A 14784-nucleotide genomic window follows, 5' to 3' on the forward strand; every position below is an offset into this window, starting at 1 on the left:
ATTGCTGGTGTGTAACATAAAAACTATGCTTGGACGCTCATGTTAAGCATGAGCTCTGGTGCCTTTTAAGGAGGTGAAAGTTGTGGAAGAGCGTAACGAACAAGTAGTTGAAGAAGCGAAAGAAACGCAAACTGAGGAATCTATTACAGCAGAAAACAGTGAAGAAACTGTAGTAGAAGAAAAAAGTGAAGCGGCTCTTTTACAAGAAAAAGTAGATGGATTGCAAGCGAAATTGACGGAAACGGAAGGTCGCACACTACGTCTACAAGCTGATTTTGAAAACTATAAGCGCCGTGTTCAACTGGATAAGCAAGCGGCTGAAAAATATAGATCGCAAAGCCTTGTGTCAGATATTTTGCCAGCTCTTGATAACTTTGAAAGAGCGATGCAAGTGGAAGCGAGCGACGAGCAGATGAAGTCCTTATTACAAGGGATGGAAATGGTATATCGTCAATTGCTAGAAGCGCTGACTAAAGAAGGTGTTGAAGCGATTGAAGCTGTTGGTAAACAGTTTGATCCGCATGAACATCAAGCTGTTATGCAAGTAGAAGACAGCGAGTTTGAATCAAACGCGGTTGTGGAAGAATTCCAAAAAGGTTATAAACTGAAAGACCGTGTGATTCGCCCATCAATGGTAAAAGTAAATCAATAATTTACATAAATGTAGGAGGTTTCGCCATGAGTAAAATTATCGGTATTGACTTAGGTACAACAAACTCTTGTGTAGCTGTTATGGAAGGTGGAGAACCAAAGGTTATTCCAAATCCAGAAGGGAACCGTACAACACCTTCTGTTGTGGCTTTCAAAAATGAAGAGCGTCAAGTTGGGGAAGTAGCGAAGCGTCAAGCGATTACAAACCCAAATACAATCATGTCTGTTAAACGTCATATGGGTACAGACTACAAAGTAGAAGTTGAAGGTAAAAACTACACACCTCAAGAAATTTCTGCAATCATTTTACAAAACTTAAAAGCTTCTGCTGAAGCGTACTTAGGTGAAACAGTAACGAAAGCTGTTATCACAGTGCCAGCATACTTCAACGATGCAGAACGCCAAGCAACAAAAGACGCTGGCCGTATTGCTGGTTTAGAAGTAGAACGTATTATTAATGAACCAACAGCAGCTGCGCTTGCTTACGGTTTAGAAAAACAAGACGAAGAACAAAAAGTTCTAGTATATGACTTAGGTGGCGGTACATTCGACGTATCTATTCTTGAGTTAGCAGATGGAACATTTGAAGTTATTTCAACTGCGGGTGACAACCGTCTTGGTGGTGACGACTTTGACCAAGTTATCATCGATCATTTAGTAGCTGAATTCAAAAAAGAAAATAACATTGATTTAAGTCAAGATAAAATGGCACTTCAACGTTTGAAAGATGCAGCTGAAAAAGCGAAAAAAGATCTTTCAGGTGTAACACAAACACAAATTTCATTACCATTCATTAGTGCTGGGGCTGCTGGTCCATTACACTTAGAATTAAACTTAACAAGAGCGAAATTCGAAGAACTTTCAGCTAACCTTGTTGAAAGAACATTAGAGCCAACTCGTCGTGCATTAAAAGATGCTGGTCTTTCTCCAAGTGAATTAGATAAAGTTATTCTTGTTGGTGGTTCTACTCGTATCCCAGCTGTACAAGAAGCAATTAAACGTGAAACTGGTAAAGAACCATATAAAGGCGTTAACCCTGATGAAGTTGTAGCGTTAGGTGCTGCAGTTCAGGGCGGTGTACTTACTGGTGATGTAAAAGGCGTTCTATTATTAGACGTAACTCCACTTTCTTTAGGTATCGAAACTATGGGTGGCGTATTCACGAAGTTAATCGAGCGTAACACAACAATTCCAACAAGTAAGTCACAAGTGTTCTCAACTGCTGCTGATAACCAGCCTGCAGTAGACATTCACGTATTGCAAGGTGAGCGTCCAATGTCAGCTGACAACAAAACACTAGGTCGCTTCCAATTAACAGATATCCCACCAGCACCACGTGGTATTCCGCAAATCGAAGTAACATTCGATATTGATGCGAACGGTATCGTAAATGTACGTGCAAAAGACTTAGGAACAAGTAAAGAACAAACAATTACAATCCAATCTTCTTCAGGTCTTTCTGATGAAGAAGTAGATCGTATGGTAAAAGAAGCTGAAGCAAATGCTGATGCTGACCAAAAGCGTAAGGAAGAAGTTGAACTTCGTAATGAAGCTGACCAACTTGTATTCCAAACAGATAAAGTTGTAAAAGATTTAGAAGGTAAAGTAGATGCAGCTGAGGTAGCGAAAGCAACAGAAGCAAAAGAAGCATTACAAGCGGCAATCGAGAAAAATGATCTTGATGAAATTCGTGCGAAAAAAGATGCACTTCAAGAAATCGTACAACAACTTACTGTAAAATTATATGAACAAGCTCAAGCAGCTGCTGGTGCTCAGCAAGCAGAAGGTACACAAGGTAACGCTAGTGCAAAAAATGACAACGTAGTTGACGCTGAGTTTGAAGAAGTAAAAGAAGATAAGTAATAAAGTAAAAAAACATAAGTAAGATGACAAAAAGTCAAAGTCAAGCGTGCCTTGGCTTTGGCTTTTTTCATGAATGAAGAAAGTGCTTCGGGCAGGTTAGCTCTTTCATATGAGAGTCTTAAGTTTTTCTTTTTGCATACTGTAAGTGAGGAAACTTTGTTGCAAAGCACTTTCTTTCGGTGTTAAAATTACGTTTATGTGAAAGATTCGGGGGTTACAAATTTATGAATAAAAGAGATTATTATGAGGTGCTCGGCCTTAGCAAGGGCGCTTCAAAAGATGAAATCAAAAAAGCATACCGTCGTTTGGCTAAAAAATACCATCCAGACGTAAGCAAAGAAGAAAATGCAATTGAAAAGTTTAAAGAAGTACAAGAAGCGTATGAAGTTTTAAGTGACGATCAGAAACGTGCGCAGTACGATCAATTTGGTCATGCTGATCCAAATCAGGGCTTCGGCGGTGGAGACTTTGGTGGTGGATTCGGATTTGAAGACATTTTCAGCTCATTCTTTGGCGGAGGTGGCGGCAGACGCCGTGATCCAAATGCACCGCGTCAAGGTGCTGACTTGCAATATCAAGTTACTTTAAACTTTGAAGAAGCGATTTTTGGTAAGGAATTAAATGTTGAAATTCCAGTTGAAGACCCATGTGACACATGTCAAGGCGCTGGGGCGAAACCAGGAACTTCAAAAGAAACATGTAAACATTGTTCAGGAACAGGTCAAGTGAGCGTAGAACAAAATACACCATTTGGTCGTATTGTAAATCGTCAAGCGTGTAAACATTGTTCAGGAACAGGCCAAATGATTAAAGAGAAATGTACAACATGTCATGGCTCTGGAAAAGTACGTAAACGTAAAAAAATTAACGTTAAAATTCCAGCGGGTATTGATAATGGTCAACAAATCCGTGTGTCTGGTAAAGGTGAAGCAGGTGTAAACGGTGGGCCGGCTGGTGATTTATATGTTGTTGTTCATGTAAGAGACCATGAGTTCTTCGAGCGTGATGGCGATCATATTATTTGTGAAATGCCATTAACATTCACGCAAGTAGCGCTTGGTGCTGAAGTGGAAGTTCCAACTGTTCATGGAAAAGTGAAATTGAAAATACCAGCAGGAACGCAAACAGGAACGGAATTCCGCCTAAAAGGAAAAGGCGCTCCAAATGTACGTGGATATGGCCAAGGTGATCAATATGTAGTTGTTCGTGTTGTTGTACCAACGAAATTAACATCACATCAAAAAGAATTATTACGTGAATTTGCAGGACAAGAAGATCAAGATGATAGCCTATTTGGAAAGCTTAAACGAGCTTTTAAAGGGGAATAATGGAAATAAAAAATGGAGTTGGTAAATTGTGAAATGGTCAGAAATTAGTATTCATACAACAGAGGAAGCAGTAGAAGCTGTTTCTCATATTTTACACGAAGCAGGTGCTAGCGGTGTAGCGATTGAAGACCCGGCAGAGTTAACAAAAGAGCGTGAGCAACAGTATGGTGAAATTTATGCGCTCAATCCATCTGAATATCCAGAAGATGGTGTGTTAATAAAAGCATATTTTCCACAAACGGATTCTTTACATGAAACAGTTGCGAGTGTAAAATCATCTATTGATGTACTTCCATCTTTCGACATCGAAATTGGTACAGGAAATATTACGATTAATGAAGTCGATGAGGAAGACTGGGCTACTGCTTGGAAAAAATATTATCATCCAGTTCAAATTTCTGATACATTCACAATTGTGCCAACTTGGGAAGAATATATACCTTCTTCTCCAGATGAAAAAATTATTGAATTAGATCCAGGGATGGCATTTGGTACAGGGACACATCCAACAACAACGATGTGTATTCGTGCGTTAGAGAAAACAGTGCAGCCAGGTAATACCGTAATTGATGTTGGAACAGGTTCTGGTGTATTAAGTATTGCTGCAGCAAAATTAGGTGCAGCATCTGTTCAAGCGTATGATTTAGATCCAGTTGCAGTTGAAAGTGCGGAGATGAATGTTCGTTTAAATAAAACGGACGGTATCGTATCTGTCGGACAAAATAGTTTATTAGAAGGTATTGAAGGACCAGTAGATTTGATTGTAGCAAATTTACTTGCAGAAATTATTCTTCTATTCCCTGAAGACGCAGCGAGAGTTGTAAAACAGGGTGGACTATTTATTACATCTGGTATTATTGGAGCAAAAGAAAAAGTAATCTCTGAGGCGTTAGAAAAAGCTGGATTTACAATTGAAGAAGTGTTAAGAATGGAAGATTGGGTAGCAATCATTGCACGAAATGCGTAATATATAATTTATGTTAATAATGAACGAAAGAGTCTCTCGCTATATGAAGTGAGAGACTTGCCGTTTGTTATATTAAAATGATAACGTTTCGTTCTTTTCGTAAGGGAGGACTTACGAAAGGAACGAAACTTTACTAAGGTGATGAGATGCAACGTTATTTTGTAGAAGAGAAGTATGTAAATGATGCAAGTATTCGTATTGTAGGTGATGATGTACATCATATCGTAAGAGTGATGCGCATGTCAGTTGGTGATCACATTTATTGCTGTGTAAACGGTAAAACAGCAATGTGTACAATTGCTGAAATTACCAGTGAATTTGTGGATAGTGCTATTGTAGAATGGGGAGAGGCGTCAAGTGAACTGCCAGTGTTCGTGACGATTGCAAGTGGACTGCCAAAAGGAGACAAGCTAGAGTTAATTTTTCAAAAAGGAACTGAGCTTGGGGCGGCCGCATTTTTACCATTTCAAGCATCCCGTTCTATTGTAAAATGGGATGCAAAAAAAGCAGATAAAAAAGTTGAGCGCTTGAAAAAAATTGTGAAAGAAGCTGCAGAGCAATCGCATAGAAGTGAAATTCCAGCTGTACATGCTCCGGCATCATTTAAACAATTGCTTGCGATGAGCAGTGATTATGATGTTTGTCTGGTTGCGTATGAAGAGGAAGCAAAGCAAGGCGAAAAAGCTAATTTTGCGAAGGCTTTAACGGCACTTGAACGTGGTCAAAAACTGTTGGTTGTATTTGGCCCAGAAGGTGGTTTATCTGAGGAAGAAATTTCTGCGCTTCGTGAACATAAATTTATACCATGTAGTTTAGGGCCGAGGATTTTACGAACAGAAACGGCGCCGCTTTATGCGTTAAGTGCCGCTTCTTATCATTTTGAATTGATGGGGTGATGATCAATGGCAACTGTTGCGTTTCACACGTTAGGTTGTAAAGTAAACCACTATGAAACAGAAGCAATTTGGCAATTGTTTAAACAAGGTGGTTATGAAAGAACTGAATATGAAAAGAAAGCTGATGTGTATGTAATCAATACATGTACAGTAACAAATACTGGAGACAAAAAAAGCCGTCAAGTTATTCGACGTGCTGTACGTCAAAATCCAGACGCTGTTATTTGTGTAACAGGATGTTACGCACAAACATCTCCAGCGGAAATTATGGCGATTCCAGGCGTAGATATCGTTGTTGGTACGCAAGATCGTGAGAAAATGCTAGGGTATATTGAAGAGTTCCGTAAAGAACGTCAACCAATCAATGCTGTCCGTAACATTATGAAAACACGTGTATATGAAGAGCTTGATGTACCGTATTTCACTGACCGTACACGTGCATCTTTAAAAATACAAGAAGGTTGTAATAATTTCTGTACGTTCTGTATTATTCCTTGGGCACGTGGTTTAATGCGTTCTCGTGATGGAAAAGAAGTTATTCACCAAGCGCAGCAATTAGTGGATGCAGGTTATAAAGAAATCGTCTTAACTGGTATTCACACAGGTGGATATGGGGAAGACATGAAAAACTACAATTTAGCTGGATTGCTTCGCGATATGGAAGCAGAGGTAAATGGCTTGAAACGTCTTCGTATTTCTTCAATTGAAGCGAGTCAAATTTCAGATGAAGTAATTGAAGTATTAGATAAATCTGAAGTAGTTGTCCGTCATTTGCACATTCCACTACAATCAGGTTCTAACACTGTACTAAAACGTATGCGCCGTAAGTATACGATGGAATTTTTCCAAGAGCGTTTAGATCGCTTGAAAGAAGCGTTACCAGGCCTTGCAATTACATCCGATGTAATTGTTGGCTTCCCTGGTGAAACGGAAGAAGAATTTATGGAAACATACAATTTCATTAAAGAAAACCGTTTCTCTGAATTGCACGTGTTCCCTTATTCAAAACGTACAGGAACACCTGCGGCTCGTATGGATGACCAAATTCCTGAAGAAGTAAAAAATGATCGTGTTCATCGTTTAATTGAATTATCGAATCAGTTAGCGAAAGAATACGCATCTCAATTTGAAGGGGAAGTTCTTGAGATTATTCCAGAAGAGCCTTTCAAAGACGGCGATCGTGAAGGATTATATGTAGGTTATACAGATAACTATTTAAAAGTTGTGTTTGAAGGATCTGAAGAATTAATCGGCAAACTAGTAAAAGTGAAAATTACAAAAGCTGGTTACCCATATAACGAAGCGCAATTTGTTCGTGTTCTTGAAGATGATGTAAAAAAAGAATCAGCAAGTGCGTAAGAGAAAAGCATGCAAACGAAAAGGGTTTGCATGCTTTTTTCTTTGCTGGAGAAGTTAAGATATGAAGTTGTAATATTCCATGCTATAATGCTAACCGTTATGGTTGTCAGACAACCGTGTAGTGAAGAAAGGGGCATATGAAAAATGAACTATGCAAAGTTAATTGACCACACATTATTAAAACCGGATACAAAAAAAGAAGCGATTGTTACATTATGTGAGGAAGCAAAAAAACATGACTTCGCGTCTGTATGTGTAAACCCTACTTGGGTTGAAACTGCAGCAGAATTATTAAAAGATACAGATGTAAAAGTTTGTACAGTAATCGGTTTCCCTCTTGGAGTAAATACACCAGAAACAAAAGCGTTTGAAACGCAAGATGCAATTGCAAAAGGTGCAACAGAAGTTGATATGGTAATTAATATTGGTGCATTAAAAGATAAAAATGATGAATTAGTAGAGCGCGACGTTCGTGCGGTTGTAGAAGCTGCAAAAGGAAAAGCGCTTGTAAAAATTATTATTGAAACATGCTTATTAACAGAAGAAGAAAAAGTTCGTGCTTGTGAATTATCTGTAAAAGCAGGTGTAGATTTTGTAAAAACATCGACTGGCTTCTCAACGGGCGGGGCAACAGTAGAAGATGTAGCACTAATGAGAAAAACAGTTGGGCCAGAAATCGGTGTGAAAGCTTCTGGTGGTGTTCGTAACGGAGAAGATATGGACGCGATGGTAGAAGCGGGAGCAACACGTATTGGTACAAGTGCTGGTGTTGCACTAGTAAGTGGGAAAACAGCAACAACGGATTATTAATTTAAAAGCGGAGCCGACTGTTTAGTCCTATCTGATAAGCTTGTTATCTTCTTGTATGGAAGGTAAAAGAAACGAATCCATCTAGCTATTATAGCTAGATGGATTGAATTGTTCAAAAAATAAAATATACATTAGCTGTAATGTATGATTTGAACAAATTTAGATAGAAGAAGGGCATCTACTCTTCTTTTATTCTGTCAAATAGTTGACCTGAAGTAACAAAATGTATTATAATCGTAAAAGACATGCTGAAGAAGTGTTTCTTTTTGCATGCTGAAGTTAGTATGTAAGTGTGATGTTTCGGAGGGAGGGAAAGAGAATGTCAAAAACAGTCGTTCGTAAAAACGAGTCTTTGGAGGATGCACTTCGCCGTTTTAAAAGATCGGTTTCTAAAACTGGTACACTTGCTGAAGCAAGAAAGCGCGAGTTTTATGAAAAACCAAGTGTAAAACGTAAGAAGAAGTCTGAAGCGGCAAGAAAGCGTAAATTCTAAGAGAGGGTGTAAGTTATGAGTCTTCTCGGTCGTTTAAACGATGATATGAAACAAGCGATGAAGAATAAACAAAAAGAAAAATTAACCGTTATTCGTATGGTTAAGGCTGCTTTGCAAAATGAAGGAATTAAACTGCAACATACTCTTACTGAAGAAGAGGAATTAACAGTTTTAACTCGTGAAGTAAAACAGCATAAGGACTCCCTCCTTGAATTTAAAAAAGCGGGTCGTGATGACCTTGTTGATAAACTGCAAAATGAAATTCAGATTTTAAATACGTATTTACCTGAACAACTAACAGAAGAAGAGCTAGTGAATGTAGTTAAGCAAGTTATTTCTGAAGTTGGTGCTGCTTCTAAGGCAGATATGGGTAAAGTGATGAGTGCTGTTATGCCGAAAGTAAAAGGTAAAGCAGACGGATCACAAGTGAATAAGCTGGTTGCACAGCTATTAGCATAAAAAAGCGTCTCATGAGAAATGAGACGTTTTTTTATGCTTTTTTCTTTTTGGACGTGATATTACAAGCTCTTTTTTCATACATATGGGATGAGAGGGGGGTCTTGGAGATGAAGAAATTAGTGCAAATGAAAAATTGGCTAACAAAGCAAATAGACCTACCAGTGGATGTACTAATGGATCTACCTCGTATTACCCTTGTCGGGCAAGTACATATTTATATAGAAAATCATCGAGGGTTATTAGTATTTACAGATAAAGAAGTGCGGTTGTTATTAAAACATGGTCAACTATTAATAAAAGGGCAATCGTTTGTTATTAAAACAATTCTTCCAGAAGAGCTTTTGCTTGAAGGGATTATTGAACAAGTAACGTTTTTAGAAAATGAGAAGAAAGATAAATTATAATGAAACTTCCATTAGTGAAGTTTTTCTTCTTATTTCGTTTCGTACGAGCTATTTGAATGTTAAAAGCTGAAGAAAGCACTACGAAAATAGTGGCGTAACATTTGTGCTTTTGAGAAAGGTAGTGGAACGGACGATGAAAAATCAATGGTTCACACGATGGCTTGGGTATGTGAAGGTTCGAATTGAAGGTAGAGGAGCGGAGCGTTTTATTAATGAATGTGTGCGCAGAAATTTAGTCGTATGGGATGTAAAGAAGATTGCAGAAGATACATTAGTATTTTGTATGTTGCTTCGTGATGTGAAGCGACTGAGACCGATCTATCGAAAAAATGAATGTAAGCTATACTTTATTGGACGTTTCGGTTTTCCGTTTTGGAATAAGCGTTTGCTTAAGAATAGTGGTTTTTTAATCGGTTTTCTTATCTTTTTTTTCGGTATGATTGCTTTATCAAATATGGTCTGGAAAATCGAGATTACAGGGGCAAAACCGGAAACGGAATATATTCTTATAAAAGAATTGGATAAAATGGGCATTAAAAAAGGAAGACTGCAATTTCAAATGCCGAATGTAGAAGATGTTCAGCGTCATTTGACAGATAATATTAATGCGATTACATGGGCTGGCCTAGAGATAAAGGGGACAACATATCATTTTAAAATTGTTGAAAAAAATGAGCCGGAGAAGGAGAAAGAGCAAAAACCACAAAATTTAGTTGCCAAAAAAGAGGCAATCATTACAAAAACATTTGTGGAAACTGGAAAACCAGTTGTAATGAAAAATGATTATGTGCAAAAGGGACAACTTCTTGTGTCAGGGATGTTTGGAAAAGAGGATAATCCAACGATTGTTTCTGCTAAAGGAATTGTATATGGAGAAACGTGGTATGAATCTGAAGTGACAGTTCCTTTAAAAACAACATTTCAAGTGTATACAGGAAATTCATATAATGAGCATTATCTTCGTCTTGGAAGTGTTAAAATAAAAATATGGGGATTTCAGCATGATAAGTATAAGCGGTCTCGTACTGAAAATGTCAAACATGATGTGAAACTGTTTGGTTTTATATTGCCTATTTCCTATGAAAGGGAAATTGTGCGTGAAGAGGAAGAAGCGAATCGTGAATATACAGAAAAACAAGCACTGCGAGTAGCGAAAGAAATGGCTGAAAAAGAACTAAAGAAAAAATTGGATGAACATGCTATGATTGTAAGTGATAAGATTTTGCACAACGAGGTTGAGGCGAATCATCTAAGAGTAACATTACATTATACAGTGATTGAAAATATTGCAGAGCCACAACCGATATCTGAATCCGATATTCAAGGAGACTGAGTAATGGCAGAACAATTAATAGAAATGAATCAACAAGTGGAAAATCCTAATGAAGCAATTGCTCTATTTGGAGTGAATGATGCACATTTAAAAGTAATTGAACGAGAACTTGCCGTATCTATCGTAACGCGAGGTGAATCTGTTCGTGTATCTGGAACAGATGAAACCGTGGCGCTTGTTGAAAAAATTTTACAGCAATTACTTGCTGTTATTCGTAAAGGTGTATCAATCTCGGAACGAGATGTTGCATATGCAATTCAGCTTGGCCGTCAAGGGAAAATAACTCATTTTGAAGAGCTATATGAAGAGGAGATCTTTAAAACAGCAAAAGGTAAATCCATCCGTGTGAAAACAATGGGTCAAAGACAGTACATTCATGCGATGAAGAAGAATGATATTGTATTTGGAATAGGGCCTGCTGGTACAGGGAAGACATATTTAGCTGTGGTAATGGCTGTACGAGCATTAAAGCAAGGGTATGTAAAAAAGATTATTTTAACAAGACCAGCTGTAGAAGCAGGGGAAAGCTTAGGTTTTTTACCAGGTGATTTAAAAGAAAAGGTAGACCCTTATTTACGTCCTTTATACGATGCGCTTCATGATATTCTTGGGCAAGAATATACACAGCGTATGCTAGAGAGAGGAACGATTGAAATTGCACCTCTTGCATATATGAGGGGACGTACGCTGGATGATTCTTTCGTTATTTTAGATGAAGCTCAAAATACAACTGGTGCTCAAATTAAAATGTTTTTAACTCGCCTAGGTTTTAGTTCGAAAATGGTTGTTACTGGCGATCCGTCGCAGGTTGATTTACCGAAGGGGGTAAAGTCGGGGCTTTCAATTGCTGCGAATGTTCTATCAGGTGTATCAGGGATTTCATTTGTTAAATTAGAGCAATCGGACGTTGTAAGACATCCCCTTGTGCAGCGGATTATCGAGGCATATGATAAAATGGAATGATCCTATTTGTAAGGATCATTTCTTTTTGTATGGTAGAGATAGATGAAAGGGTTGGCGAATAGCCTATTTTTTACTATCATTAAAGGGTGGACAAGTAGATTCATTTACTTGTGAATGTGCAGTGCAATGTAGAAGCCTGCTTATAAAAAGCCCGATTGGTGGGGGTTAATCATTGGTGGGGATAAAAAACTCCCGTTGATTAAAGATTCACTTTATGTCTGGAGAGGAGAAGGTATTGAAATCATGTCAAGATCTCAAGAAATTTCTAGGTGGTTTCGTAACATACAACATTCGAAAAAATTAAGTTGGATTTCTTATATTTTATTAGGAGCGGTACTGTTTTTTGCACTCATGAACAATGTGAAACCAGAGCAACTAGATGTTAAAATGCTATCTATTTCGAAACAAACAATCCACTCTCCTATCAAAATCGAAGATAAAGTAACGACGGATAGAAAGAAGAGAGAAGCTGCTCAAAAGGTAGAGGACCAATATACATATCGAAGTGAATACAAGCAAAATAAAGTAGATATTGTAAACTCTGTCTTTTTAGCGATAGAAGAAGTGGAAGCTGACACGAAGGCTGCTGGTCCTGATGAACAGAAAAGGATTTCTGCTGCAGAACGATTGGAGAAATTAAAGAAGAAATTGCCTACAGATTTAACAAAAAGTTTATCTGATTCTGTGTTGTTACAGTTTGTAAATGCTGAACCAGGTCAATTGTCATTAGCAAGAGATGCTATGGTAACAGCGATTAATAATATTATGAGTACTCACATTAAAATGAATGAAGAAAATGATGCGAGAGAACGATTTGTCAATGAAATACGCAATGTTAATGTGAATAGCGATTTAAAAGACGCACTTAACGTACTTGGAAAATATGCAATTGAAGCAAATTATTTCTATGATTCAACTGCTACAAAAGACCGGAAAAAAGTAGCGGAAGATGCAGTTGCGCCAGTTTATATTCTTCAAGGGCAAATTCTTGTGAAGGAAGGCGACACGATTACAAGAGAAGTATATGATCAATTGAAATTAGTTGGGCTTCTTGAACAAGGAAATACATTTCAGCCATTTGTAGGATTAGCAATCATTATTGGTGTACTCCTATTCTTTATGCATAAGCAATTTGAATCGTTTTTAAAATTGAAAAGAGAAGAAAAACCATATATTTTAGCTTATACAACAATTGTAGCGATTACAGTCGTTTTGATGAAAATCATTAGTTTGTTTCAAAAGTTGGAATATGCCGGTATCGCATATGTTGTTCCGGTCGCGATGGGAACAATACTAGTAAAATTAATGATTGGTGATCGTTTTGTTTTTATAACAAGTATGATCTTCTCTGTATGTGGGAGTATTATGTTTAATGAAGGTGTAACGAGTACACTGAATTATAGTGTAGGTATTTATGTTTTATTAAGCTCGTTATCGGTTAGTATCTTTTTGAGAGAGAAAAATCGCCGTTCGATGATCTTACAAGCGGGCATCCTTGTTTCTGTTCTAAATGTAGTTGTATTAGCTGCGCTATTACTTTTGCGTAATGGAAACTTCTCGCCGCTTGAAATTGGTTCACAATTATTAATGGCTGCTGCTTCTGGTATCATCTCATCCATTTTAGCTATGGGGATTTTACCGTATTTAGAAAGTGGTCTTGGAATTGTATCAAGTATGAAGCTTATGGAGCTTTCAAGCCCGAATCATCCGCTCCTTCGTAAAATTTTACTAGAAGCACCGGGAACATATCATCATAGCGTTATGGTTGCTAACCTTTCTGAGGCAGCTTGTGAGGCTGTTGGAGCAAATGGAGTTTTAGCACGTGTTGGTGCGTATTATCACGATATTGGGAAAACAGTGCAGCCTCATTTCTTTATAGAAAACCAAATGGGGATTGAAAACCCGCATGATAAATTAGATCCTGAAATGAGCAGAGATATTATTATTGCTCATGTGACAAATGGAGTAAAAATGTTAGAAGAACACCATATTCCGCAAGAAATTATTGATATTGCAGGACAGCATCATGGAACGACATTACTTAAATATTTTTACTATAAAGCGATTAAAGAAGATAAAGAGAGATATACAGAAAAAATGTTCCGTTATCCAGGATCAAAAGCGACGTCAAAAGAGTCTGCAATTGTTGGGATTGCGGATAGCGTCGAAGCAGCAGTGCGTTCTATGAACCATCCGACACCAGAACAAATTAATAATTTAGTACAAAGTATTATAAAAGATCGTTTGCAGGATGGACAATTTAGTGAATGTAATTTGACATTTAAAGAATTACAAATTGTTGGGAAAACTTTATGTGAAACGTTAAATGGTATTTTTCATTCTCGTATTAAATATCCGGAACCGCCGGAAGAAAAGGGGACAGAATGAGTTTATTAATAGATTTTTTTGATGAAACAGAAGAAGTGAAAGAAGAATATGTGAATATGATTTGCGATTTGCTAGAGCAAGCTGCACGAATGGAGAACGTAGAAGATGGAACAGAGCTTTCTGTTACATTTGTTGATAATGAACGTATTCAAGAAATTAATCGTGATTATCGCGACAAAGATCAACCGACAGACGTTATTTCTTTTGCAATGGAGGATATGGGAGAAGGAGAGATGGAGATCGTTGGCGCGGAAATGCCGCGTATGCTAGGAGATCTTATTATTTCTATTCCAAGAGCGAAAGAACAGGCTGAAGAATATGGGCATTCCTTTGATCGTGAATTAGGATTTTTAGCGTTGCATGGATTCTTGCATTTACTTGGTTATGATCATATGACAGATGAAGACGAACAAGAAATGTTTGGAAAGCAAAAAGAAATTTTAGAGGCGTTCGGATTAGGTAGATGAAAAAGGGAAAACTTATAAATAGTTTTGGATATGCTATAGCTGGTATATACTTTTGTCTTCGTCACGAACGAAATATGAAAATTCATTTTTTGGCCGCAGTTATTGTTATATGCTGCGGCTTTTATTTCCGTGTAACGAGAACGGAATGGCTCATATTACTCATTACAATTGGAATTGTCATGGGTTTGGAAATGGTCAATACGGCAATTGAAAAAACAGTTGATTTAGTCACAGCGGATTTTAAACCATTTGCGAAAATTGCAAAGGATGTTGCTGCTGGTGCAGTGCTATTATTTACTGTTATAGCTGTTATAATTGGTGCTATTATCTTTTTACCTTATATGGTATAGTTGCATTCCAAAGCTTTTGTTATGCTTTGGTAGCGTTAAGAACGCCGTTAATG

The 14784-nt window shown here is 37.6% G+C and carries 15 protein-coding genes; all 15 read left to right on the plus strand.

Features of this window, described 5'->3' with window-relative positions; genetic code table 11:
• Window positions 1-82 precede the first annotated feature (82 nt).
• The 15 genes from grpE (at window position 83) to BPMYX0001_RS18370 (ending at window position 14731) form a co-directional block, all read left to right on the plus strand.
• Window positions 83-652 carry a nucleotide exchange factor GrpE gene (gene grpE / locus BPMYX0001_RS18300; RefSeq protein WP_018765852.1) on the plus strand — a complete coding sequence of 190 codons (570 nt, stop codon included), beginning with the start codon at window positions 83-85 and terminating at the stop codon, window positions 650-652.
• A 26-nt stretch (window positions 653-678) separates the two neighbouring features.
• On the plus strand, window positions 679-2514 hold the full coding sequence (dnaK, locus tag BPMYX0001_RS18305) for a chaperone protein DnaK (RefSeq protein WP_003200627.1): 1836 nt from the start codon (window positions 679-681) through the stop codon (window positions 2512-2514).
• Window positions 2515-2738: 224 nt separating this feature from the next.
• Window positions 2739-3842 carry a chaperone protein DnaJ gene (gene dnaJ, locus BPMYX0001_RS18310; RefSeq protein WP_006095984.1) on the plus strand — a complete coding sequence of 368 codons (1104 nt, stop codon included), beginning with the start codon at window positions 2739-2741 and terminating at the stop codon, window positions 3840-3842.
• Between the two features lie 28 nt (window positions 3843-3870).
• Window positions 3871-4809 (plus strand): 50S ribosomal protein L11 methyltransferase, encoded by a 939-nt coding sequence (gene prmA, locus BPMYX0001_RS18315; RefSeq protein ID WP_006095985.1) that lies wholly within the window; start codon window positions 3871-3873, stop codon window positions 4807-4809.
• Window positions 4810-4955: 146 nt separating this feature from the next.
• Window positions 4956-5705, plus strand: a complete 750-nt coding sequence (locus BPMYX0001_RS18320; RefSeq protein WP_006095986.1) for a 16S rRNA (uracil(1498)-N(3))-methyltransferase — start codon at window positions 4956-4958, stop codon at window positions 5703-5705.
• 6 nt (window positions 5706-5711) lie between these two features.
• The gene (gene mtaB, locus BPMYX0001_RS18325; RefSeq protein ID WP_003200635.1) at window positions 5712-7064 is read left to right on the plus strand and encodes a tRNA (N(6)-L-threonylcarbamoyladenosine(37)-C(2))-methylthiotransferase MtaB; all 1353 of its coding nucleotides are present in this window, start codon (window positions 5712-5714) and stop codon (window positions 7062-7064) included.
• Window positions 7065-7208: 144 nt separating this feature from the next.
• Window positions 7209-7874, plus strand: a complete 666-nt coding sequence (deoC, locus tag BPMYX0001_RS18330) for a deoxyribose-phosphate aldolase (RefSeq protein ID WP_006095987.1) — start codon at window positions 7209-7211, stop codon at window positions 7872-7874.
• 319 nt (window positions 7875-8193) lie between these two features.
• Complete coding sequence (rpsU, locus tag BPMYX0001_RS18335) at window positions 8194-8367, plus strand: 30S ribosomal protein S21 (protein ID WP_000048061.1); 174 nt, start codon at window positions 8194-8196, stop codon at window positions 8365-8367.
• A gap of 15 nt (window positions 8368-8382) precedes the next feature.
• Window positions 8383-8826: a GatB/YqeY domain-containing protein gene (locus BPMYX0001_RS18340; RefSeq protein ID WP_003200639.1), complete on the plus strand. Its 444-nt coding sequence runs from the start codon at window positions 8383-8385 to the stop codon at window positions 8824-8826.
• Window positions 8827-8933: 107 nt separating this feature from the next.
• Window positions 8934-9230, plus strand: coding sequence for a sporulation protein YqfC (gene yqfC, locus BPMYX0001_RS18345; RefSeq protein ID WP_003200641.1), 297 nt, complete (start codon window positions 8934-8936; stop codon window positions 9228-9230).
• A gap of 133 nt (window positions 9231-9363) precedes the next feature.
• Window positions 9364-10563 carry a sporulation protein YqfD gene (gene yqfD / locus BPMYX0001_RS18350; protein WP_033799102.1) on the plus strand — a complete coding sequence of 400 codons (1200 nt, stop codon included), beginning with the start codon at window positions 9364-9366 and terminating at the stop codon, window positions 10561-10563.
• A gap of 3 nt (window positions 10564-10566) precedes the next feature.
• Window positions 10567-11526 carry a PhoH family protein gene (locus BPMYX0001_RS18355; protein ID WP_003208528.1) on the plus strand — a complete coding sequence of 320 codons (960 nt, stop codon included), beginning with the start codon at window positions 10567-10569 and terminating at the stop codon, window positions 11524-11526.
• A 243-nt stretch (window positions 11527-11769) separates the two neighbouring features.
• Window positions 11770-13914, plus strand: a complete 2145-nt coding sequence (locus BPMYX0001_RS18360; RefSeq protein ID WP_033799707.1) for an HD family phosphohydrolase — start codon at window positions 11770-11772, stop codon at window positions 13912-13914.
• The gene (gene ybeY, locus BPMYX0001_RS18365) at window positions 13911-14381 is read left to right on the plus strand and encodes an rRNA maturation RNase YbeY (RefSeq protein ID WP_018782551.1); all 471 of its coding nucleotides are present in this window, start codon (window positions 13911-13913) and stop codon (window positions 14379-14381) included. The genes BPMYX0001_RS18360 and ybeY overlap by 4 nt, the downstream gene beginning before the upstream one ends.
• Complete coding sequence (locus BPMYX0001_RS18370) at window positions 14378-14731, plus strand: diacylglycerol kinase family protein (RefSeq protein ID WP_033799103.1); 354 nt, start codon at window positions 14378-14380, stop codon at window positions 14729-14731. Before ybeY ends, BPMYX0001_RS18370 begins: the two co-directional genes overlap by 4 nt.
• Window positions 14732-14784 lie beyond the last annotated feature (53 nt).

This window comes from Bacillus pseudomycoides DSM 12442, assembly GCF_000161455.1.
In the GTDB taxonomy this organism is placed as follows: Bacteria; Bacillota; Bacilli; order Bacillales; family Bacillaceae_G; genus Bacillus_A; species Bacillus_A pseudomycoides.